Genomic DNA, 23070 nt, shown 5'->3' on the forward strand with positions numbered 1-23070 from the left:
GAGGCTCCATGTCTAGGACAGCGGAGCCTCTTATGCGCCACTGGACTTGCTTCGGAAAAGTGGAGAGGCTTTTTCGGTTCAGCCACCATATCCCCATCGATGTCACGAACCCGAGAGCAGCCATAACCGCATCCCGGTGGCGGCTCAGCCATCGTGTCAACGTCGGTAAACCGATATTTGCGGCAATCCTCGCGGGCGGGGCGCTGGCCATGAGCCTGTTGTTTTTGTCCTTTGCATCCGCATCGGGGCGTATGATCACCGACGATAGCGGAGGCGTTGTCGACGTCCCCGACAGGCCGCTCAGGTTTATTTCCCTGGGGACGCCGATCTGACGGTACCCTTGCTCGAACTGGGTGTCTTCCCTTGCAGGAGGTTGAGACATCGCTGGGCCCTTCACTTTCCTGCGAAAGTCAACCGGCTGTTTCGGCCTCTCGAGAAACGGGTGTTTCGCAATTTATGGTTGTTATTTTATCCGCAGTGCTCTCTTTTGACGAATGCCAAAAGCTTTTCAGGGGAACGTGCACATGTGGAGCAATCAATACATTGTCGTCGGTGATCGTTTTAGTGGCTTCTGTGCTGCGAATTCCGAGATAGTGCGACCAGAGTCATCGATCGTTGAAAAAATTGTGTCGCTGCCTTTGCCGCACCACCCGGTTGATCTGATTATCGAACAGGGGGCTGATTTCTCAAACATCGCAGCCGCCGTGCGCGAAAAGGATCCTGAGGGCCGCAGTTTCCGGGCCGTGCCGACACGTCGCTATCCGCGTGCAGTCAAGCGGCAGGCGCACAAGAACAACTGCGAGAATATCCTTGTCAGCTATCCCGTCCAGTTGACGGATACCCGTTTTGCACTTGAAATGGTTCTTGATCGAAGCGGCGAGATGTTTCTCGATCATATGACTGGCTGCCATATCCAGGGAATGGTTCTGATCGAAGCAGCCCGCCAGAGCTTTCTCGCCGTCACGGAAGAATATTATCTGCGAGATGCCGAGGATGACTATTATTTCGTCATAAAAGGCATCAACTCCCGGTTTCTGTCCTTCGTCTTTCCTCTTCACACGGTGATCGACTATGAAGTTCTGTCGTATCACGAAAAAGGCGGCCGGCACGCGTTCGATATCACCGTTCGGATTCTCCAGGCCGAAGAAGTGTGCGCCGAATTCGACATCAGCTTCACAGCTTTTCCCGCAGCGGTGATCTCCTCCAAGGAGATGGAGAAAGCCGGGCAGGCCGTCATGCGAACGCTTTCCGCCAGCGGACCGCTGTTTTCTGCGTCCAAGAGCCCCGCAATCGCCGCCGAGTAACGCGTGCGTTCTTCCGGAGACATTTTTATGGATCAGCTTTTCCGCAGTGATGAGGCCTTCAAACGCATGGGAGGCCTAGATGAAAGCACACCCTATCTCGCTGTCTTCGACGTCGATGAGACGCTTGTTTCCGTCAAATCGATGTTTTCTTTTCTTCGCTTTGTTCTGATCAGCGAACACGGCATGCCGCACGGTGTCGCTCTGTACGGGGCCGTACGAAACAAACTGGAGGCGCTTCGTTCGCGCGCCAGCAGAGAGGATGTAAACCGTGAGTTCTACAGGCTTTTCAGGCACCGCGGCATCAACCGGCTGCGGCTTCTGGCGCAAGAATGGTTTGCCGAGGAAGTCGCGTCTCACCCTGACCTGTTCATTCCCGAAACATGCGCCCTGTTGCGCGAGCACCGAGAACGCGGAGCGGGGATCGTGTTTCTGTCGGGCTCGGCGGACTTCATCCTCGAGCCGATCGTCGATCATCTGGGCGGAGGTGCCATCGTCGCAAACAGGTTGGCTGAAGAGAAGGGCGTCACGACGGGTGAGCTTAAGGGAATTCAGACAATCGGCTCAGGCAAGCGTGAGGCGCTGCGCCAATATGTCGAGGAACACGGCCTGAATTTTCGGGGATCGGTCGCCGTGGGCGACCACATCAGTGATCTGCCTTTCCTGGAACTGGCCCAGCATCCCGTCGTCGTCAGAGGTGATCTGGAACTGGAACAGATCGCGATCAGCAGAGGATGGACGATGATCGAACCCAACCAGCCGGCCTATGTTGTCTAAGGGAGATTTCAGATCATGTCTGCCAACAAGGATCGCTTGTCATCTCACCCGCATGCTGAGGTTCTGATCGTCGGAGCCGGACCTGTCGGCCTGACGGCCGCAGCATTTTTGTCCCGCCAGGGCGTCGCGTTCGACATCATCGAGCGCCGCCAAGGGCCGATCGATGATTCACGGGCCCTTGGCGTTCACGCCCGCACGCTGGAATTCATGGCGATGCTGGGCATTGACCGTTCATTCGTGGATCAGGGTCTAGCGACCCGATACATGGCATTCCACAGGTTCAACAGGCAGCTCTTTTCTCTGGATTTCGAGCGTTTGCGCGGGCAGACCGATTATCCATTCTACCTGATCCTGCCGCAGTCCCAGACCGAACGCATCCTGACGGATCATCTGCTTGAGCGTGAGGTCGATGTACAATGGGGCACGAGCCTGCTCTCCATCGAGCAGCGTGAAGATCACGTCATCGTCGGCATGGAGACAGAAGGGGGCGAGCGCAAGAAGGCCTATGCTTTCGTCATCGGTGCCGATGGTGCGTCGAGTACCGTCCGCCGGCTGTCGGATGTCAACTTCGAAGGGGCAACATATCCTGCCGATTTTCTCCTCAGCGAGGTCGAGATCCCATCCAACGCCATCCGCCGTGATGCGACCCATGTCTATTTCGGTGCTCGATCGACCGTTGCCGTCATTCCGCAACCCAATGGCAATTACCGGATCGTGGGACCGAACTTCGCGGCCGGTGCCGGCCAGCAGGAAGCAAGGGCAGAATCCATTTCATTCGAGAGATTCAGCGAATTTCTCAAGGAAAACGGGTTGTTTTCGGGCATAGAGATGCAAAATCCCAGCCGGTTGCTCTCATACAAGATGCATAAAAGAGTGGCCGCCCGCTTTCGTGTCGGCAGGATTTTCCTGGTCGGTGATGCTGCCCATGTTCATTCCCCTGCTGGCGGGCAGGGCATGAACACGGGCATGCATGATGCGGTGAACCTGTGCTGGAAACTTGCACTGGTGCTGGCAGGCGGGGCGGATGACAGTCTTCTCGATACTTATGAAACCGAGCGCAGAACGTTTGCCCAGGCGATCGTTACCGCCACGGATCAGGCCATGACAAAAGTCATGTCGCGTTCGCTCGGCAACAGGCTGATGTTCGACCTTCTTGCGCCGCTCGCTCTGAAATTTCATCAACCGGTCGGGCTGATTGCCTCGATGGCCCAGATCGCCGGTGGTTATCCCGATTTCGCCGAGGGGAGCGACGGCGGGGCCGTGCAGCCTGGCCCGCGTGCCGGGCAAAGATTGCCGAATGTCACCTTGCGGGGCGGATCGTCCGCCATGTCCGAGATGGGCAGAGACAGGCTCAACCTTTTCCTGTCCGGAGACGATGCAGCAACGTCGAAAATCGAGCGCCGCCTGCAGCAGGAGCTGCACCGCATATCGGTGCATCGACTTCAGCGTCCATGGCAGGATGGACGACGCGTGTCTGGTTTTACCGGCGGCATCCTGTGCCGGCCTGATGGATATGTCCTTGCCTCGCTGGACGATCAGTCCCCTGCATTTCTTCCGCCCCATGCGCTGGCAAGATCGGAGCAGCCACATGAGCCGCGCCAATATCAGTAACGTGCCATCACCAGTCGATAACGATGATGATCCGTCATCCAATGCGATATCGCTCCAGCCGATACCATTTCGAGCGATAGGAGGGAGCCTCTACATTCGGTCTCTGGCGACGCTTGTCCCCGACATGCGTGAGGAGATTGCCGTGGCTATTGCCAAGGGTGACTGTTCTCCCGAGCAGGCGGAGAGGGATGGTTATCGATCCGTCGCGGTGAGTTCGCGATCACCGATCGATATGGCATCGGATGTTGCCAGGGCGGCAGCCGGCGCCGCCGGACTGACCGGCGACCTTTTTTCGGTCATCACCCACTCGTCCATTCACGACAATGGGGTCGGTGGTTTCTGGCAGCCGGCCGCCTTCATCCAGCGGCAATTGGCTGCCGCCGACGCGATTTCACTCTCCGTCAATCATGGATGCAACGGCCTTATGCTGGCGATCCTTTCCAACGCTTCCATGCTGACGCTTCGCGGTGGAAACGGCCTTTCGGTTGCGTCGGACTGTTTTTCGGGATCGGGTTTCAATCGCTGGAATTCCGATGCGGGAATTGCCTATGGCGATGCGGCCGTCGCCGTTTGCCTCAGTGAGGAAAGCGGCTTCGCAAAAATCCTTTATATGGATTTCGATAGTGTGCCCCTGCTCGAAGAAATGCATCGCGGCCCTGCTGTCCAACCCGACAACCGCTGGGACGTGAGCTCACGAAAAAAGCGGTTTCTATCCGCCTATGGCAAGGCGGCCTTTTTCGATCAGATGGGTTCGGCGGTCGAGCGGCTGAAGACCCGTCTGGCCGCCGTCGGTTTGGCAGGGTATAACGCTTACGACATGGTCGTCATTCCTTTTGTCGGTCAGTCTATTTCCGAAACACTCTATGAACCGACCTTCGCACCGCTCGGACGCCGGCTCCTGACCTCGTTTGGAAAGACCATCGGCCACACCGGACCAAGTGATCAGATCCTCGGGCTTGGACGGTATCTCGATAGCGAGGAGAGTGCGCCAGGAAGTCTGGTATTGCTCTTTGGTGTCGGTGCCGGTTTCAGTCTGTCCCTGATCGTAATCGAACTTGTGACGAAGCCGGCACATGGCCGCGGCAAAGTGGAAACATTTGCCTGATGCCGGTCTTGCAGTATTTCGCCCAAGCTATTCATGCGTGCTCGCGAGAAGGACAGGACAGGCATCCTGTGCGTGGATCGGGCACGTCTTCAGCGCCGCGGAGATGCCGAGACACGAGGCGTTCGATTTCGGAGGCGATATCCTTGACGATACGGCTTCGATACGATCCGGCGCGGATGATTATCCATATGTCGGCCGAGAAAACCTCACCCTGGTCGGGAACCGGTGACAGGTCCCGGTATTTGCGCGCGACAAAATCCGGTATCAATCCCTGCCCGAGCCCTGCACGCATTGCATTGATCAACGACTGGAAATCTGAAACGGGGTTGTCGGGATAGAGTCCGAGAATGAGGCTGTTTCGTATCTGGGCATCGAATTTGGTTGCGCCGAGCACCACGAGAGGAAGGGTTTTCCCGGACGGCATGGCGCCGTTCTGAGGGCTGCGTGCATAACATCCGAGGCTGAGCTGGCCGAGCCGGCGGACGACGTAATCGCCGCGTTCCGGTCTGGATGCGCGAATGGCAATGTCTATGCCTCTGGCATCGAGATCGCAGTTGTCGCTTGAGGTATTCAGCGAAAAGCGGACATTTGCGTATTTCCGTCGCAGGAGGTCCAGATGCGGGATGAGCAGTTCCTGCCCGATGCTGGGAACTGCGGCAATGCGCACTTCGTGATCCATGGCGCAGGTATGCATACGCGCCTCGACCTGCGAAACGATGGCATCGATTGTCCGGCAGTCTTCTACCAGCTGTTCGCCATAAGCCGTAAGTCTCATACCGGATTTCTCCCGTACGAAGAGCTCGCGATCGATGGATTTTTCAAGTGCGAGCAGGTTTCTGCTGATCGTTGCGGCGCTGAGGCCTAATGATTTTGCCGCGCTTCGGACACCGCCGGCATTCACGACCTCGGCAAAGAACTGCAGCTTGTCCCATTCTATTCCGACAGTGCGTCTGGAAAGCTTCATCTTCCACCTATCCTGATGTTGACAACAACCTCCCCTTGTATTTCCGTCGACCTCTGATCGAAGCGACCGCTATCCTCGCCCTCTCCATTTCAAAGCATCATCTCCGCATGCGCCACGAGGAATTTTATGGATCGATTGAAAAGCATGGAAATCTTTGTGGAGGTCGTGCGGAGAAAAAGCCTGACGGCCGCTGCCGCCCAGATGGAACTGTCTTCGCAAATGATCGGGCAACATATTCGAAACCTCGAAAAAAATGTCGGCGCGAAGCTTTTGAACCGGACCACGAGGCAACTCGGACTGACTGAAGCCGGGCATGTTTTCTTCGATCATTGCACGCAGATCATCGATCTCGTCGAAGCCAGCCACCTTAGCCTTCAGCGGATGAAAGCCGAACCTCAAGGTCTTTTACGCATCACCGCTCCATCCACATTCGGTAGCCGGGTGATGGCGCCATCACTGGCCAAGTTCGGCCGTCTTTTTCCTCAGGTGAATATCGATCTGTTTCTCACGGATGCCATCATGGATCTTATCGCCGACGAGGTGGAAATCGCCGTCCGTATCGGAGATCTGCCCGATTCCAGCCTGATTGCGCGCTCGTTGGGCCCTTATCGCATGGTGATTGCCGCGGCCCCCGATTATCTGCGTGAGAGAGGGACCCCAACCTCACCATCGCAGCTTTCCAGCCATGACTGCGTCGGATTCCGTCTCAAGCTTTCCGGGCGGCAATGGCGTTTTTTGAGAGAGGATGGCGATCTCCACGTTCCGGTTTACGATAAACTCAGTATCAACAGTGGTGAAGCCCTCCGCCAGGCGGCCCTCGCAGGCGCAGGTATCGTGCTTCAGCCCGAGGTTCTCCTGAGGGATGACCTTGCCGCTGGAAGGCTTGTTCAGTTGTTGCCGGACGAACGATTGCCGGAGCGACCGATCCATCTCATCTATCGGCCCGACAGATTTGCGACGCCCAAGCAAAAGGCGATCATAGAATTTGGCCTTGCTCACTGGAAGGTTGCAAAATAGCCGGTGGAGCCACCGAAAATCCCTGTTTCTGCAAAAGCCGTGTCGCGAAACTCTGCACTGCCAATGCCGCCTCCCTATCCGCCTTGAGGCTGTAGCCGACCGCCATATTGCCCGAACCGATGTCCTCGCGGGTAAAACTGTGCTTGGCGTTGCCCAGCATGTAAAGCGACCAGTCTGTCTTCATGTTGCGCATCTCGGTCATAAAGGCATACAGCGCATCCATCCTGATGAAAGGGTCCTCCGAGCCCTGCAGCATGAGAAATGCAGCCGTTGCACTGCTGCCCGTCAACGGCACCTTGGTGTTTGGCTGTCCATGGATCGATACGGCTCCCATGCATTCGATGCCGGCGCGGGCTGCCTCAAACGCCAGTGAACCGCCAAAGCAGAACCCGACAATGATCAGCGGGCCGTTGGATTTCCATGTCGTTTCAAGCGCCGTGGTGATGGCCTTCAGGATCGATCGTGTTCGCAACGGGTCGGCAAGAGCGGCGGATATGAAGCAGTCGACTTCGCCATAGTCGGCCGGGCGGCGCGCTGCGCCGTAGAGGTCGGTCACAACAACCTCCGCATCGCAATGCTGCGCATAGAGCCGCGCCAGGCGATCCGAGGATGCCGTCTGACACCCTTCCCAGTCCGGAAACATGAGAATGCGAACCGAGGCGTCATGCGGATAATGGTTTGCGAGGTAATCGACGGCTCCCGCCCGGAATGTGATGGTGCTCGCGCGCATGACCTGCCTTTCAAAATTGAATATGGGCCGTTGCGCCGCCATCGACATACCAGTTGGCGCCGGACACGAAGCTGGACGCCGGGCTGGACAGGAACACAGTCGCCGCGGCAACCTCCTCGGGCGTCGCCAGACGTTTCATCGGATTTGCAGCAATGGTGGCATCGTAAACCGCCGGTGCATTGTTTTTGATGTGATCCCAGAAACCGCCAACCGCATAGGTGTCACCCGGGGAAACGACGTTGACCCGCACACCGAGCGGGGTCAGGCGGACGGCCACACTTTTCAGATAATGCGCCATCGCTGCCTTTGCCGCGCCATATGCTTCAAAGCCCGGCGTCGCAAAACTCGAGGCTTTCGATCCGACATAGGTTATGGCGCCGAAAGGAGATTTGGAAACGAAGGGTTCTGCCACCTCGATGACATTGATCGTGCCCTTTATGTCGCTTGAAATTGCTGCATTCCAGTCCGCCGACAGAGCGCTGACGCAGGTGACGACGATATCGATCCGCGAAAACGAAGCGAACCAGGCCTCCAGAACGTGACGGTCGGAGATGTCCAGCCGGTGGCCGTCAACCTCCGTCGAACTGTCTGCGGCTACTTCGCGTGCGGCCGCGACCGTATCGGCGATGCGCGCTTCGTTTCTGCCCGAAAACGCTACGGAACATCCTTCCGCCGCAAGGGCTTTCACCACGGCGGAGCCGATGCCGGCACTGCCGCCGATCACGATGGCCTGTAGTCCGGAAAGTCCAAGATCCATGATAACCTCTCAATGATGTTCGGGATATTCGGGATGTGGGGTCTGCGGGGCCTGGCCCTGGGCTTTAGTCCGCGATGGCGTTGGCCGCTTGGCTGATGAACGCCGCCACGGCTTTCGGTTGGGATAGCGGCGAGGCATGCGCTGTGTTCAATTCGATCGTCACGGCCTTTATGTCCTTGGCCATTTTTCGCTCCAGCGCGACAGGAATGATCTTGTCGTCGGCAGAGATGGCGTACCATGACGGCTTCTCCATCCACGCGGCCTTGCTGACCGCCTGACCGAATGTGGAAATCGCAATCGGTCGCTGTGATACCGACATGGTCGCGGTTCTGTCTTCCGGTGCGTCATGTGCCAGTGCCATGCGAAAAAGGGAGGGTGTGAGCCAGAAGAAACCGTCACTGCTTTGCTCGACGGCTGCCTGACCGGGCAGGCCCGGTGCGCCGCGATCGAACAGATCATTGATCGATTGGCCGGGCCGCGGTGCCATGGCGGCAACATAAACCAGGCCACGGACTTTCGGATCGCTACCGACCTCGGTCACCGGCATGCCGCCATAGGAATAACCCACCAGCAGGATGGGAGCGGCTGTCCGGTCGATGACCTGTTGCGTGGCATCGATATCTGCCTTCAGCGATGTCATCGGCAACTGCACGGCCGAGGGCGTGTAACCGGCTGCCTGCAATTGCCGAATGACGTCACTCCAGATGGAGGCATCGACAAAGGCTCCATGCACCAGAACGACGTTCTTTATGGAATGTGCCGGAACCACGTTTGCTTCATCGGCAATAGCCCTGTTGCTTTTGCCGATGCAAAAGCCGGTGGTCAGCGTAAGCGTTGCGCATAAACCGAGACTGGGAAGGATGCGGCGTCTTTTGAACCTGAACCTGAACATGGCGCATGTGCCTTTTCGCTTGCGTGAGGGCGGTTATTCCGCCGGGGTGGCGATGGAGGTGGTCGTTGCCGCACCGGCCTTCGCAACAATGGCAAAACCCAGACCAATGGCCGATACGATTGCCGCCAGAACAGGAAGCCCCGCCAGACCAACGCCCTGGTCGAGTGCATAACCGCCGAGCCAGGCTCCTCCTGCATTCGCCAGATTGAACGCGGCGATATTGAATGCCGAACCGAGAACCGGTGCCTCGTCTGCCGCCTGCATGGCCTGAACCTGCAGCGGTGGAATGGTGGCAAACATCGCTGCGCCGAACAGGAAGACGAGGATGACGGATGGGATCTGATAGGTCGCGAAGGCGCCGATGGCGACGAGGGTGACGGTCAGCGCGCTCAAGGTGGTGACGATGCCCAACCGAAGGCTTTTGTCGGTCAGGCGCCCGCCGATCGGGTTGCCGACAACCATGCCGACGCCGAACAGCAGAAGCAGCCAGGAGACGGCTGTCTCCGGGAAACCGGTGACCTGTGTCAGCAGGGGGGCGATATAGGTCAGGGCCGTGAATATCCCGCCGAACCCGAGAATGGTGATCAGCAGGGCCTTCAGCACGCGCGGCGAGGCCAGCGAGGCAAATTCGGCTCCGATGTTCTTCGGCTTCTCAGTTTTGACCCTGGGCACGATCAGCGTGATCGCGATGGCGGCCAGAAGTCCGATCGCCGAGCAGGCGATGAACGTGCTTCTCCAGCCGAAGGCCTGGCCCAGAAGAGTGCCGCCGGGAGCGCCGAAAACATTGGCAAGCGTTGCTCCCAGAAACATGGCCGCAACGGCGCTCGCCTGTTTTCCGGGAGCAACCAGCTGCGTTGCAACGACTGCGCCGAGGCCGAAGAATGATGCCTGGACGAGGGCGGAAACGATGCGCGCGACCATGAGAAGCTCATAGGACGGCGCGACCGCACATGCGAGATTGCCAACAATGTAAAGGCCCATAAGCCCGATCAGAACCGGCTTTCTGGGCAGGCCTGCCACGAATGGCGTCAGCAATGGCGCACCGATGACGACTCCCATCGCGTAGGCAGTGACCAGCATTCCGGAGGCCGAGATGGAAATGGCAAAATCCTTGCTGATATTGAGCAGCAAGCCCACGATAACGAATTCGGTGGTGCAGATGGCAAAAGCGCCCACCGCCAGAGCATAGACCGCTAAGGGCATGACGAGATCCTCGCAGGTTGTTGGATAAGACGGGCCAGACAGGTCCCCGACTGCCAGGCAACGCTGACATTCGAAACGGTGCGGATAAAGCGCTATTCCGTTTGCATATTTGAAAGCGAAACTTTCAAGTCGCAGGGCGAAACCATCGTCAGGCGCTTTTGGTACGACGCCCATGCGCCATTGAAAAAGCGCATGCGCATGGGCGAGTTCATTTGCAAAGGATGAACTCTGGAGCCGGAACCGTTCATCATCGATCCAACCCACCAAATGCCGGAACTTGCTTCGGAAAAAACGGTGTCCAAAGCCCGGCCTGATCCATCATTCCGATCGCGGAAGTCAATATTGTTCAATGGAGTATCAGGCCATGCTGCAAAGCAGTCCACACTTCGGCCGATTGCTGCTCATGCCGAGACCTTTGGAGTAAAAATGCTGAATGGCACCGCGACCGGAGGCATGATCTCGAGCCGGACTTTTTTCCCTGAAACCGGGCAAGGTAAAGTTCCCTGCAACGAAGAAGGGATATGATGCAGCGACGATCAAGGATGTCCTCCCGGAAGGCGCCGCTCCGTTCAGGCGCAGGCTCAACCAGGAAGTCGATATCACCTGCATCGAGGAAGGTTTCTACGGGATCATTTGCACGCCGCATGACGACATGGGCATGGTAATGGTCGTGCGCTCTGGCGACGACCACTTTCCAGGATGAAGCTGCCGGAAGATGTATATCCGGGAGCCGTAAAACGCATCAGGAAAATAGTTGAACGAAACCAGTGAGCCATCAAGAATAACGACTCACTGGTTGGTACGGTGCAAACTGATTCCATCTGCCAGTACGACAGATAACGGAGCACCCAATGATCAGGTTCAATTGATCAGAGCCGGACGCGAAAGTCCCAGGTGGTCGCGCAGGGTCGAACCCGAATATTCGGTACGGAACAGGCCGCGCTCCTGCAGGATCGGCACGACGAGCTGGGTAAAGTCCTCCAGACCTTCCGGGAAGAAGGGCGGCATGACGTTGAAACCGTCGGCGGCGCGGCCGTCGAACCATTCCTGCATGCGGTCGGCGATCTCCACCGGCGTGCCGAGCACGATATGGTGGCCACGACCGGCGGCGACGCGCAAAGCCAGCTGGCGGATGGTCAGGTTTTCGCGGCGGGCAAGGGCCGTCAGCAGTTCGGCGCGGCTGCGCAGCTGGTCGGAGATCGGCAGGTCCGGCAGCGGGCCATCCGGATCGTAATCGGCAAGGCTGTGACCGATGCGTTCTTCCAGAAGCGGCATGGCGCTTTTCAGGTCTGTCCACTGGTCGAGTTCGGCCAGCTTGTCGGCGGCTTCCTTGGACGTGCGGCCGATCACCGGCAGGAAGCCAGGCATGACGGCGACGTCATCGGCGTGACGACCGGCCTTTTCGACGCGGCCCTTCAGGCTCTTGTAGAAGGCCTGCGCCTCGGCAAGGCTCTGCTGGGCGGTGAACACCACATCGGCGGTGCGGGCAGCGAGATCCTGACCGGGACCGGAAGAACCGGCTTGGATGAGGACCGGATGGCCCTGCGGCGAACGCGGGATGTTGAGCGGCCCCTTCACCGAGTAATATTTGCCCTTGTGGTCGAGCAGGTGAACCTTGGACGGGTCGGCATAAACGCCCGTTTCCTTGTTCTTGATGAAGGCGTCGTCGTCCCAGCTGTCCCACAGGCCGCGCACTACATCGACGAATTCTCCCGCCACGGCATACCGTTCGTCATGCTCGGGATGCGACTTGGAAAAATTGTTGGCGGTGCGGGCATAGGAGGTGGTGACGATGTTCCAGGCGGCGCGGCCATGGCTCAGATGGTCGATCGAGGAGAAGGCGCGCGCCGTGTGATAGGGCTCGCCATAGGTGGTGGAAGACGTCGCGGCGAGGCCGATCTTGTCCGTCACCAGCGCGAGTGCGGCCAGCAGCGTCAGCGGCTCGAAACGGGCAATGGTGGACGGGTGGGCATCGACGCCGCTGGTCAGACCGTCGGCCAGAAACACCATGTCGAATTTCGCCTGCTCGGCGATCTGCGAGACGCGGCGCAGAAGATCGAAATTTTCGCTGCCGGCCTCGGCCTTCGGGTGACGCCAGCCGGAAACGTGGTGGCCGGCGCCCTGCAGGAACAGGCCGAGATGGATTTGTCTCTTGGCGGTCATGGCGAATTCTTTCGTCAAACGGGGTTTTGGTTCAGCAGGGAGAGAAGCCGGGAAAGATCGGCCTCGGTCTTCATGCTGCGGACAAGGGTCGGAATGTCGGCGAAGGCCGGATTGGCGGCGGTCGCGTCACGGAATTTGTCGGTCGGATCGGTCACGCCCGGCAGCCCATCGAAGCGCCGGTTGATGGTGCCGCCGTCCTTCAGCGTGATGTCCAGCACGACAAACCGTGTGGTCGGATCGGTCGACATGCGTGGCGCCGCCTTATCATGGCGGCGGCCGGCGCGGGCGGCGAGCGTCATGATCCGCTCTTCGACCGGGCGTTCGTCAAAATGGTCGAGCCGCAGCGCGCCGTCGATCAGGGCGGCGGAAAACACATATTCCGGGCTAAAGCGGGCTTCGATGCCGTTGGTCGGTTTGGTCACCACCAGAGCGGCATCGGCACCGGGCGGATAGGTGAAGGTGATTGTCTCGATCTGGTGTGCTTTTAGACCTTCACCGTTAAGCTCGATACCCAGCGAGGCGACCGGGTGGCTGGCCGTGCAGCAGGGATAGGCCTTTAGGGTCAGGCCGGGCGATACGATCTGCCACGGTGCGGCCCAGTTTGCACTCACCAGTTCCGGTTTGCCGGCGTCAAACGCATAGGCGGAGTGAAAGCCGACGGGATTGTCGAGGAAGTCAGGTGCGCCACCAAAACCGGCCGCCGCCAGTCGTGCCGCCAGCAGGCCGGAACGGGCCGCCATGCCGGCGTGATAGGGTTTTGTATCGTAGCCGAATTGCAGCCTGAGACCCGATGCCTGTGTGGCGGCGATGCCGAGCGCGATCGCGGTTTCTTCCACGGATGCGCCGGTTAGATGGCAGATGGCAGCGGCAACACCGATCGGGCCAAGCGTTGCCGTGGCGTGAAAACCGTTTTCGTAATGTTTTGAGCCGAGCGAGAGACCAAGCCGCGCCATGGCTTCGAGGCCCACCACATAGGAGGCGACAAAAGCTTCGGCGGAAAATTCGCGTTCGGCTGCCAGCGCCAGCAGGGCCGGAATGATCACCGTCGTCGGATGACCGCGCACGCTGGCATGGACGTCGTCGTAATCCAGCACATGGCCGGCGTAGGCATTGACCACGGCCGCCACCAGCACATCGGTCTTCCTGTCGCTGCCAACAAGGATTGCCTCACCCGGCAGATCAGCGCCCACTGCCTTGGCCAGAACGCCGGTCGTACGGTCGGTGGCTCCGGCAATCGTGCAGGCGAGGAAATCGATGATCGCCGTACGGGCCGCATCCATGGCCGCAATATCGCGGGTCGGATCGGAATGGACGATCGCCTTGGCGAAGGCGGTGGTGAGCGGTGCACTGGCCATGGTCAGATACCCTCGCCGTCGCGCACTGCGCCACGGCCGCCGCCCGAAAGACCGCCGACGAACTGGCGGATGCGCGGATTGTCGGTCGAATGAAAGATCTGCTGCGGCGGGCCGTAATCGACGATCTTGCCGTTTTCGGTGAAGACGACCGTGTCGCTGATCTCTTCGGCAAAGCGCATTTCATGGGTCACGAGAATGCTGGTCATGCCGTCGCGGATGAGGTCGCGGATCACCCAGAGAACCTCGCCCACCGTTTCCGGATCGAGCGCCGAGGTGACTTCATCGAACAGCACGAGCTCCGGCTTCATGGCAAGCGCGCGGGCAATCGCCACGCGCTGCTGCTGGCCGCCGGAGAGCTGGCCGGGATAGGCATCGGCCTTTTCGGAGAGGCGTACTTTTTCGAGAAGCTCGCGCGCCAGTTTGACGGTCGCCGTCTTGTCGGCACCGAGAATGCGTGTCGGTGCCAGCACGATATTGTCGAGAACGGTCAGGTGCGGAAACAGATTGTATTGCTGGAACACAATGCCGACGCGTTTGCGCAGCTGGATGCGTTCGCTTTCTTTCGTCAGCTGATCGACGCGGGTGCCGGCAACGGTGATCTTGCCGCTCTGCGGCGTCACCAGCGCGTTTATGCAGCGCAGGATGGTGGATTTTCCCGAACCGGACGGACCGATGATCGAGACGGCATCACCCTTGTTGATGGTCAGGTCGATGCCTTTCAGCACCTGCGTCTGGCCAAAAGACAGGTGAACGTTTTCCAGTTTCACGATCGCGGAGTCGGTTGATGCAGACATATCAAAAAATCCTTCAGCCCGCGTTGAAGCGCTGTTCGAGGCGACGGGTCAGGCGGGCAATCGGGTAACAAAGCGTGAAAAAGGCGGCCATCACCACGACATAGGCGATGATGGTGAAATCGAGCCGGCGTACGGCGGTGCTGGCGTCTGTTGCGGCATGCATCAGTTCATGCACGCCCACCAGCGAGGCAAGCGAGGTGCCCATGGCCATGGACGAGGCGACGTTCATCCAGGGTGGCAGCGAGCGGCGCACGCATTGCGGCAGGATCACGTAACGCAGCGCCTGCAGGCGCGAAAAACCAAGGCCCTTGGTGGCTTCCCATTGCGTGGTCGGGATGGAGAGAACCGCACCGCGGGTGATTTCCGCGATATAGGCGCTGGAAAGAATGGCAAGGCCGATCACCGCCTTCACCCAGTCCGGGAAAGGCAGGTAATTGCCGGCGACCACTATCTCGAAAGGAAAGATGTAGGTGGTCGCAAAGATCAGCACCAGCGCCGGCGCATTGCGGAAAATCTGTACGTAGATCTGCGCTGGCAGGCGGACGAACCAGTAGGGCGCCAGTTGCATCAGGCCCAGAAGCACACCGGCCGTGGTGCCGAGCGTGACCGCGCAGATGGTGATGAGGATGTTCATCGAAAAACCGGAGGCGAGGTAGGGGATCCACTCCACCAGCTCCTTGCCGAGTGTCAGATCGACCAGCGACCAGATAACGACCAGCAGCGGCATCGCCACGAAGCCGATCGAACGCAGCACGCGGCTGCTCTTGGCTGTTGTTTTGGGTGCTTGAGTTGCCGTCATGCTCATAGCCCATACCCCGGAATGGCGAGCCTGCGCTCAACCCATTGGCCGATGCGGGCCACCACGAAATTGATCAGGCTGAAAAAGGCGAGAAGCACGATCATCATCTCCACCACATTGTCGCGCTGCGTCCATACCATGATCGAGGCATAGGTGATTTCGCTGACCGCAATGGCATTGCCGACAGTGGTCGATTTGACGAGGCTGATGAGGCCGTTGACGATGGCCGGCAGCGATGACCGGAACGCCAGCGGGATCTGCACGTAACGCAGGATTTCGAACTGGCTGAACCCCATGCCGCGCGCCGCCTCGATCATCGAGGAGGGAACGGCTTCGATGCCGCCGCGGATCGCTTCGGCATGCAATGCTGCGACATGCAGGCCAACAACGGCGACGACCCAGAAGAATGGCGAAAGCGGATTGTTCTGCGCGCCGCCGAGCATGTTGGAAACGACGGTGTTGAGGACGAGGAAGCTGAACATCAGCTGCACCAGCGTCGGCGTGTTGCGTGTCAGTTCCACAAAGGCACGCACGGGCGCAGAAAGCCAAAGCCTGCCCGAGGTCAGGCAGGCTGCGAAGATCAGGCCGACAATCAGGCTGACGGGAATGGTGACCGCAACGAGATAAAGCGTGGTGATGAAACCGTCACGCCAGATCTGTGCTTCGTATCCCGTCGCCAGAAACTCGTAATTGAGGCCGAGCCTGCCCATCATGTCGATGAACAGGCCGGTCAGGTTCATGTCCTGCATATGGCTTTACCGCTGCTTTCCACTTATTTGGCGGAAAGCTTCTTGTTCTCTTCCTCGAGATATTTGGTGTTGAGCAGGCGGTTGGCCTTTGCCAGCTCAAGCAGCTTGCCGGAAGCATGCAGTTTTTTCACGGCTTCGTCGAGCGCGGTCTGGGTGTCCTTTTCGCCCTGGCGCAGCCAGATGACGCTGTCGGACGGGATCAGTTCGGTCGGGAAAGGGATGGCGTAATCCTTCCATTCGTCCGCACGGTCTTCCAGCAGCAGGCCAACGGTTGCGCCGACATGCACGGCGGCCACGCAATTGCCGCCCTGAAGGGCCAGCAGCGATTCCGGCTGGCTCGGCAGACCCTTTACGATCGCGCCATATTCTTCGGCGAGCGGCTGTGCGTAGTTGGAGCCCTGCGAAATGCAGACCGGCTTGCCCTTGAGGTCGGCCCAGTCCTTCAGACCGCTATCCTTGCGCACCACGGCTGCACCACCGGCACGGTCGTAAGGCGTCGGAACATGGTCCAGAACCTTGGCGCGCTCTTCCGTATACTGCATGTTGGCGATCAGAACATCGACCTTGCCCTGCTGCAGGAACTGCACGCGGTTCGGCGGGGTAACGGTCACGGTTTCCAGTTCGACACCGAGATCGGCGGCCAGCGCCTTGGCGATATCGATATTGTAGCCCTTCTGATCCTGCGATTTCGGATCGATGAAGCCGAATGGCGCGCCGGACAGGATCACGCCCACCGTCAGCTTGCCGCGACCCTTGATACGGTCCAGCGTGGCATCGGCCGAAGCCTGTGTGGCGGCGAGCGTCGCGACCGAGAGGGCAAGTCCGAAAACGGTTTTGGTGATGGTCTTGGCAAACATCAAATGGCTCCTTGTGTGGGCGTGACACTAGGGGAGGTGTCAAGGACTCACGAGCAAAACCATGCTTTCTTTGGGTTCCGCATGAGACTAGTGTTTTGTCAAATTGGTCAGAATTAGAAAAAATCAATTCTGCATCGACATTCCAGTGGTGCCGCCGTCCTCTGTTTGCAACCGTCGATATTGCAAACAAAACGCCCGGCATTCGATGCCGGGCGTGATGTCGTCTGAGTGGTTTTTCCGCGTTTTTCTCTCAGTGCATCAGCAGGCGCGGCAGCCACATCGAGAACATCGGCACATAGGTGACCAATGCCATGGCGAGGAACAGCGCACTGTAGAAGGGCAGGATCGATTTCATCACCTCGCCCACTGAGATTTCGCCAATCGCGCAGCCGATGAACTGCGTGGTGCCGACCGGCGGGGTGTTGAGGCCGAGCGCGCAGTTCAGCAGCATGACGATACCGAACTGGACCGGGTCCATGCCGTATTGCATGGCGATCGGCAGGAAGATCGGCGTGCAGATCAGGATCGTGCTCGCCATGTCCATGAACGTGCCGAGCAGAAAGAGGATGATGTTGATCATCAGGAAGATGACGATCGGGTTGGTGGAAATATGCGCCAGAAGTTCACCGGTCATGTCGGCCACGCCGTAAAGACCCATGAGATACTGGAACATGGTCGACACGCCGATCAGTAGCAGCACGATGCCGGTCGTCTTCACCGTTTTTGCGGCCGCCTCCAGAAAGGCCTTCCAGGTCATGGTGCGGTAGATGAAGAAGGTCAAAAGCAGCGTATAGATGACGGCGATCGATGCGGATTCGGTGGCGGTAAAGATGCCGGAGATGATGCCGGCGAGGATGATCACTACGATCAGCATGCCGGGAGCCGCGGCCGCAAGCGAGCGGGCGACGATGCGCCAGCCCGGAAACGTGCCGGCCGGATAACCGCGTTTGCGCGCAACATAATAGGCGGCGCCCAGATTGCAGACCATCAGCAGCAGGGCTGGCATGATGCCGGCGGCAATCAGCGCGCCGATCGAAGCCTTGCCGCTGGCGGCCAGCGCATAGATGATCATGTTGTGGCTGGTCGGCATCAGCGCGCCGACAAGCGCCGCGTGGGTGGTGACGTTGACCGCATAGTCGGCGTCATAACCTTCCTTCTTCATCATCGGGATCATCACGGCGCCCATGGCCGACACGTCGGCGACGGGGGAGCCGGCGACACCGCCGAACAGGGTGCAGGCGACGACATTGGACATGCCGAGCCCGCCACGCACATGGCCGACCATGGCCTTTGCCGCATTGACGATCTTGTCGGCGACGCCGCCATGCAGCATCAGTTCACCGGAAAAGATGAAAAAGGGGATGGCGAGGAACGAAAACACGTTCATGCCCGCCATCATCTGCTGGAAGCCGACCGCGATCGGCAGTCCCTCGTAAAGAATGGTGCAGAGCGCCGACAGGCCGATTGCAAACGCAACAGGTATGCCCATTACGAGGAAGGCGACAAAGGTAATGCAGAGAATGGTTAGTGCCATGACGGTACGACCTCCGCGCCACGGAAAATTGCGAAAATATGCTCAACGGAAAACATCAGGATCAGCACGCCGGAGACCGATAGCGGGATGTAACGCACGGCTTCGGTGACATGCAGATTGGGCATCAGGTAGGGCGCAACCGACCAGCCTAGCCGCCAGCCATTATAGGCCATGGCCGCGCCGAACAGGCAGACGGCAGCGTAGATCAGCAGTTCCATGAAGCGCTGCCAGCGATAGGGCAGCAGCACGGTCAGGGATTCCAGCGCGATATGGCCGGCATCACGCACGCCGACGGCGGCACCGATCATGGTGACGTAGAGAATGAGGACGATGGCAAGGTTCTCCGTCCATGCCGGGCTGTCGTTCAGCACGTAACGGCCGAACACTTGGTAGAAAACCACGGCAACAAGGACGAGAAGGCCAGCGATGGCGAGTATCATACCGGTTTTGGCAAGCGGCGCGTTGACACGCGTCAGCCATCCGGTCATGGGCGGCAGATGCACCGCGCCCGGTTCGATTTGAGCGTTCATGACATTCCTCGGAAGAGGAAGCAGCGCCTGTCTTTTTCAGGGGCTGCCTCCGGGTAGGAGCTACTTCGTTTCCTGGATCCGCTTGACGAGATCCTGCAGCTCGGGCGTCTTGGCGAACTGGTCGTAGACAGGCTTCATCGCATCGACGAATTCCTGCTTGTCATTGACCTCGGCGATAATGCTGCCGGCCTTTTCGACGATCTCCTTCGATTTGGCTTCGCGTTCATCCCACAGGCGGCGCTGCTCGACGACCGAATCCTTGGCGGCCTTGCGGATGATCGCCTGATCCTCGTCCGACAGCGTGTCCCAGATCGGCTTGGAGAACAGCAGCAGTTCCGGCACCATGGCGTGTTCTGTGCTGGTGAAATATTTTGCCGCCTCGAAATGGTGCGAGGACTCGTAGGACGGATAATTGTTTTCCGCCGCATCGATGATGCCGGTCTTCAGGCCGGTATAGACTTCGCCCATCGGCATCGGCGTGGCATTGGCGTCAAGCGCCTGCACCATGGCCACGAACATGTCGGACTGCTGTACGCGGATCTTCATGTTCTTCAGGTCGGCCAGCGTCTTGATCGGCTTCTTGGTGTACATCGAGCGCGAGCCGCTGTCGTAGAAGGCAAGGCCGACCATGCCCTGTTTTTCCAGTGCCTTCAGCACTTCCTCGCCGATCGGACCATCGAGTACGGCGCGTTCATGCTCCGTGGAGCGGAAGATGAAGGGCAGCGAGATGACGATGGTTTCCGGCACCATGTTGTTGACCACGGCGGCGCTGATGCGCAGCATGTCCAGCCCGCCGATGCGCAACTGTTCGATCGTGCCGCGTTCATCCCCCAGCGCGCCATTCGGGAACACTTTCACGCCCATCTTGCCGCCGGTGCGCTCAGACAGCAGCTTGCCCATATACATGGCGCCCTGAACGGTCGGATAGTCGTTCGGGTGAATGTCGGCGGAGCGGAAATCGCGCGCCATGGCCGTCGAGCTCATCAGAATGCCGGCGGCACCGGCTGCCAGAAACAGCGAGCGGATAGTCTTCAAACTTACTTTCATTGTATTTCCTCCATTACGATTTAAGTGCGATTTGAAATCTCGTGTCCGGCCTTCCCAGTCGCCGGATTGCATTCTCCCCAGGCAAGGGCGCGCCTTGCGCCCGATCAGCGCCGGTCGGTTGTGCGCGACCGGACGAGCAAACGGGGGCCGGCTTTGGCCAGCAAAACGACGTGGATGTTGAACGGAAAATTCATGTGGACGTCGCTCCTCATTCGACATTCACATGGCTAGGTCCGCGGTTTTTTATCGTCAATGTACAAGACGTCGCATCGGGATCGGCTAATATTGGAAAATATTTCCGTCAGTTTTCGTTGTATGATGGCGTCATCTATAGAAAACATCGGGATGACTGCGATCGATGTGGTGATTTATCGACGCGATTTGACGGTGATATCATCACGGTGATCGGTGTATGGCGAAATTGTCGCAGCGTTATTTAATTAAAAATCAGAATAATACTTGATGAATGCCAATTTATTGCGTTGGAGTGATCTTTTGTGGTGCGCCTGGTCGGCGGTTCAGCAAGGTTCGCGGCATTGGATATCTTGAGGGTCGAAGACACGTCATCGTGCTCTGGTGCTGTATAATTCACGGCCGGCATGGCTTCTATCGGCACGGTGGCGCACTAGCTATAGAATGGCACCGGAACAGGTGCGGACATGCAATCACCAGAGCAGGAGGACATCGGTGTCGGATAACAAGGTGAAGACGAACACATCCGCAGAAGCATCGTTCAGCGCGCCCGAGGATTGGCAGGCGCTGGCGACAAAGGAACTCAAGGCTTCGCCGGAAAAACTCGTCTGGCACACCGCTGAAGGCATCGATATCAAGCCGCTCTACACGGCGGAAGATCTTGAAGGCATAGACCATCTCGATACGCTGCCGGGGATCAAACCCTTCGTGCGCGGGCCGCGCGCCACCATGTATGCCGGCCGTCCGTGGACGATCCGCCAATATGCGGGTTTTTCCACGGCGCAGGAGAGCAACGCTTTTTACCGTCGCAACCTTGCCGCCGGCCAGAAGGGTCTTTCCGTCGCCTTCGACCTTGCCACCCATCGCGGTTATGACAGCGACCATCCGCGCGTCGAAGGTGATGTCGGCAAGGCCGGCGTGGCGATCGACAGCGTCGAGGACATGAAGATCCTGTTCGACGGCATTCCGCTGAAGGACATGTCGGTTTCGATGACCATGAACGGCGCGGTCATCCCGATCCTTGCCTCCTTCATCGTCGCGGGTGAGGAGCAGGGCTGTTCGAAGGCCGAGCTTTCCGGGACCATCCAGAACGACATCCTCAAGGAGTTCATGGTCCGCAACACCTATATCTATCCGCCCGAGCCTTCGATGCGGATCGTTGCGGACATCATCGAATACACGGCGAAGGAAATGCCGCGTTTCAACTCGATCTCGATCTCTGGCTATCACATGCAGGAGGCCGGCGCGACGCTGGTGCAGGAGCTGGCCTTCACGCTGGCCGATGGCCGTGAATATGTGCGCGCAGCCCTGGCCAAGGGCCTGAATGTCGATGATTTTGCCGGACGGCTCTCGTTCTTCTTCGCCATCGGCATGAATTTTTTCATGGAGGCGGCAAAGCTGCGCGCCGCGCGTCTTCTTTGGTCGCGGATCATGGAAGAGTTCGAGCCGAAAAAGCCGGGCTCGCTGATGCTGCGCACCCATTGCCAGACATCCGGTGTCTCGCTGCAGGAGCAGGACCCTTATAATAACGTCATCCGCACCGCTTACGAAGCCCTGTCTGCGGTGCTGGGTGGCACACAATCGCTGCACACCAACGCTCTCGATGAAGCGATGGCGCTGCCGACCGATTTTTCCGCCCGCATCGCCCGCAATACCCAGCTCATCCTCCAGCACGAGACCGGCGTCACCAAGGTGGTTGATCCGCTGGCCGGCTCCTATTACGTCGAGAGCCTGACGAATGAGCTTGCGGAAAAGGCGTGGGCGCTGATCGAAGAGGCCGAAAGCCTCGGCGGCATGACCAAGGCGGTGGCCGATGGCCTGCCGAAACGCCTGATCGAGGAGGCGGCAACGCTGCGTCAGGCCAAGGTCGACCGCGCGGAAGAGATCATCGTCGGCGTCAACAAATACCGGCTGGAAAACGAGGACGATATCGACATCCTTGCCATCGACAACACGACCGTCCGCAATGGCCAGATCAAGCGTCTGGAAGAGGTGCGTCGCCAGCGTGATCCGAAAAAGGTCGAGCAGGCGCTTGCTGCCCTTGCGGAGGTCGCAAAGTCAGGCGAGGGCAACCTGCTTGCATCTGCCGTCGAAGCCGCCCGTGCGCGGGCGACAGTCGGTGAGATTTCCGACGCCATGCGCCAGTCGTTCGGCGATCACTCGGCCATGCCTGAAGTTGTCGGCGATATTTACGGGCCGGCTTATGCCGACGACCCGGAATACAGGATGATTGTCTCGCGCCTTGCCGATTATGGCAAAAGCGCCGGCAAGCCAAAAATCATGGTCGCCAAGCTCGGCCAGGACGGGCACGACCGCGGCGCCAAGGTGATTGCGTCTGCCTTCGGCGATATCGGTTTCGAGGTTCTGGCCGGCCCGCTGTTCCAGACCCCGGAAGAAGCAGCCGACATGGCGATGCGGGAAAAGGTGCAGGTGGTGGGCATGTCGTCGCTTGCCGCTGGTCATAAAACGCTGGCGCCGCAGCTGGTCGAAGCCTTGAAGGCGAAGGGCGCGGAAAACGTCATCGTGGTGGTCGGCGGTGTCATTCCGCGGCAGGATTACGACTATCTGCTGCAAAATGGCGTTGCCGCGGTCTTTGGTCCGGGCACGAACGTGCTGGATGCCGCACGCGCCATTATCGACCTGATGGAAGGCCGGTTGCGCAACCAGTAAGTTTTGGCCGGGCAGGTGCTGAC

23 protein-coding genes are annotated in these 23070 nt (G+C 58.9%); 8 read left to right on the forward strand and 15 right to left on the reverse strand.

Features of this window, described 5'->3' with window-relative positions; genetic code table 11:
* Nucleotides 1–8 precede the first annotated feature (8 nt).
* The 5 genes from AAIH70_RS13375 (at nt 9) to AAIH70_RS13395 (ending at nt 4794) form a co-directional block, all read left to right on the forward strand.
* Nucleotides 9–332: a hypothetical protein gene (locus tag AAIH70_RS13375; protein WP_132274961.1), complete on the forward strand. Its 324-nt coding sequence runs from the start codon at nt 9–11 to the stop codon at nt 330–332.
* A 192-nt stretch (nt 333–524) separates the two neighbouring features.
* A complete protein-coding gene (locus AAIH70_RS13380) occupies nt 525–1304 on the forward strand; it encodes an AfsA-related hotdog domain-containing protein (RefSeq protein WP_165932037.1) in 780 nt (259 codons plus the stop codon).
* 27 nt (nt 1305–1331) lie between these two features.
* Nucleotides 1332–2078, forward strand: coding sequence for an HAD family hydrolase (locus AAIH70_RS13385; protein ID WP_132274955.1), 747 nt, complete (start codon nt 1332–1334; stop codon nt 2076–2078).
* A 15-nt stretch (nt 2079–2093) separates the two neighbouring features.
* Complete coding sequence (locus tag AAIH70_RS13390; protein WP_132274953.1) at nt 2094–3689, forward strand: FAD-dependent monooxygenase; 1596 nt, start codon at nt 2094–2096, stop codon at nt 3687–3689.
* 142 nt (nt 3690–3831) lie between these two features.
* Complete coding sequence (locus AAIH70_RS13395) at nt 3832–4794, forward strand: hypothetical protein (protein ID WP_165932036.1); 963 nt, start codon at nt 3832–3834, stop codon at nt 4792–4794.
* A 31-nt stretch (nt 4795–4825) separates the two neighbouring features.
* Here AAIH70_RS13395 and AAIH70_RS13400 read toward each other — a convergent pair whose 3' ends face one another.
* The gene (locus AAIH70_RS13400; RefSeq protein ID WP_430034351.1) at nt 4826–5758 is read right to left on the reverse strand and encodes a LysR family transcriptional regulator; all 933 of its coding nucleotides are present in this window, start codon (nt 5756–5758) and stop codon (nt 4826–4828) included.
* A gap of 126 nt (nt 5759–5884) precedes the next feature.
* Between AAIH70_RS13400 and AAIH70_RS13405 the strand changes: the two genes are divergently transcribed.
* Complete coding sequence (locus AAIH70_RS13405) at nt 5885–6775, forward strand: LysR substrate-binding domain-containing protein (protein WP_132274944.1); 891 nt, start codon at nt 5885–5887, stop codon at nt 6773–6775.
* Here AAIH70_RS13405 and AAIH70_RS13410 read toward each other — a convergent pair.
* The 5 genes from AAIH70_RS13410 to AAIH70_RS13430 form a co-directional block, all read right to left on the reverse strand.
* The gene (locus tag AAIH70_RS13410) at nt 6735–7553 is read right to left on the reverse strand and encodes a dienelactone hydrolase family protein (RefSeq protein WP_132274941.1); all 819 of its coding nucleotides are present in this window, start codon (nt 7551–7553) and stop codon (nt 6735–6737) included. The genes AAIH70_RS13405 and AAIH70_RS13410 overlap by 41 nt on opposite strands.
* On the reverse strand, nt 7516–8262 hold the full coding sequence (locus tag AAIH70_RS13415; RefSeq protein ID WP_132274939.1) for an SDR family NAD(P)-dependent oxidoreductase: 747 nt from the start codon (nt 8260–8262) through the stop codon (nt 7516–7518). Before AAIH70_RS13415 ends, AAIH70_RS13410 begins: the two co-directional genes overlap by 38 nt.
* A 64-nt stretch (nt 8263–8326) precedes the next feature.
* Complete coding sequence (locus AAIH70_RS13420) at nt 8327–9031, reverse strand: alpha/beta hydrolase (protein ID WP_165932035.1); 705 nt, start codon at nt 9029–9031, stop codon at nt 8327–8329.
* 156 nt (nt 9032–9187) lie between these two features.
* Nucleotides 9188–10357, reverse strand: coding sequence for an MFS transporter (locus AAIH70_RS13425; protein WP_132274933.1), 1170 nt, complete (start codon nt 10355–10357; stop codon nt 9188–9190).
* A 92-nt stretch (nt 10358–10449) separates the two neighbouring features.
* The gene (locus tag AAIH70_RS13430; protein ID WP_207908271.1) at nt 10450–10707 is read right to left on the reverse strand and encodes a hypothetical protein; all 258 of its coding nucleotides are present in this window, start codon (nt 10705–10707) and stop codon (nt 10450–10452) included.
* A gap of 128 nt (nt 10708–10835) precedes the next feature.
* On the opposite strand from AAIH70_RS13430, the gene AAIH70_RS13435 reads away from it, so the two are divergent.
* Nucleotides 10836–11060 carry a plastocyanin/azurin family copper-binding protein gene (locus AAIH70_RS13435; protein WP_430034461.1) on the forward strand — a complete coding sequence of 75 codons (225 nt, stop codon included), beginning with the start codon at nt 10836–10838 and terminating at the stop codon, nt 11058–11060.
* Nucleotides 11061–11218: 158 nt separating this feature from the next.
* Here the strand turns inward: AAIH70_RS13435 and AAIH70_RS13440 are convergent, their stop codons facing one another.
* The 9 genes from AAIH70_RS13440 to AAIH70_RS13480 all read right to left on the reverse strand — a co-directional run bounded on the left by AAIH70_RS13440 (nt 11219) and on the right by AAIH70_RS13480 (nt 20173).
* Nucleotides 11219–12520, reverse strand: coding sequence for an LLM class flavin-dependent oxidoreductase (locus tag AAIH70_RS13440; protein WP_132274930.1), 1302 nt, complete (start codon nt 12518–12520; stop codon nt 11219–11221).
* A 14-nt stretch (nt 12521–12534) separates the two neighbouring features.
* A complete protein-coding gene (locus AAIH70_RS13445) occupies nt 12535–13881 on the reverse strand; it encodes an MmgE/PrpD family protein (RefSeq protein ID WP_132274926.1) in 1347 nt (448 codons plus the stop codon).
* Nucleotides 13878–14669 (reverse strand): amino acid ABC transporter ATP-binding protein, encoded by a 792-nt coding sequence (locus AAIH70_RS13450; RefSeq protein WP_132274923.1) that lies wholly within the window; start codon nt 14667–14669, stop codon nt 13878–13880. Before AAIH70_RS13450 ends, AAIH70_RS13445 begins: the two co-directional genes overlap by 4 nt.
* Before the next feature lie 13 nt (nt 14670–14682).
* Nucleotides 14683–15468, reverse strand: a complete 786-nt coding sequence (locus AAIH70_RS13455) for an amino acid ABC transporter permease (protein WP_132274920.1) — start codon at nt 15466–15468, stop codon at nt 14683–14685.
* Between the two features lie 2 nt (nt 15469–15470).
* Nucleotides 15471–16217, reverse strand: a complete 747-nt coding sequence (locus tag AAIH70_RS13460; protein WP_132274917.1) for an amino acid ABC transporter permease — start codon at nt 16215–16217, stop codon at nt 15471–15473.
* Nucleotides 16218–16240: 23 nt separating this feature from the next.
* Nucleotides 16241–17074: a transporter substrate-binding domain-containing protein gene (locus AAIH70_RS13465; RefSeq protein WP_132274914.1), complete on the reverse strand. Its 834-nt coding sequence runs from the start codon at nt 17072–17074 to the stop codon at nt 16241–16243.
* Between the two features lie 250 nt (nt 17075–17324).
* Nucleotides 17325–18608, reverse strand: coding sequence for a TRAP transporter large permease (locus AAIH70_RS13470; protein WP_132274912.1), 1284 nt, complete (start codon nt 18606–18608; stop codon nt 17325–17327).
* On the reverse strand, nt 18599–19138 hold the full coding sequence (locus AAIH70_RS13475) for a TRAP transporter small permease (RefSeq protein WP_207908259.1): 540 nt from the start codon (nt 19136–19138) through the stop codon (nt 18599–18601). Before AAIH70_RS13475 ends, AAIH70_RS13470 begins: the two co-directional genes overlap by 10 nt.
* 60 nt (nt 19139–19198) lie before the next feature.
* Complete coding sequence (locus AAIH70_RS13480) at nt 19199–20173, reverse strand: TRAP transporter substrate-binding protein (protein ID WP_430034463.1); 975 nt, start codon at nt 20171–20173, stop codon at nt 19199–19201.
* Between the two features lie 699 nt (nt 20174–20872).
* On the opposite strand from AAIH70_RS13480, the gene scpA reads away from it, so the two are divergent.
* The gene (scpA, locus tag AAIH70_RS13485) at nt 20873–23047 is read left to right on the forward strand and encodes a methylmalonyl-CoA mutase (RefSeq protein ID WP_245519178.1); all 2175 of its coding nucleotides are present in this window, start codon (nt 20873–20875) and stop codon (nt 23045–23047) included.
* Nucleotides 23048–23070: the final 23 nt, after the last annotated feature.

The organism is Neorhizobium sp. BT27B, from assembly GCF_050455485.1.
Classification (GTDB): domain Bacteria; phylum Pseudomonadota; class Alphaproteobacteria; order Rhizobiales; family Rhizobiaceae; genus Neorhizobium.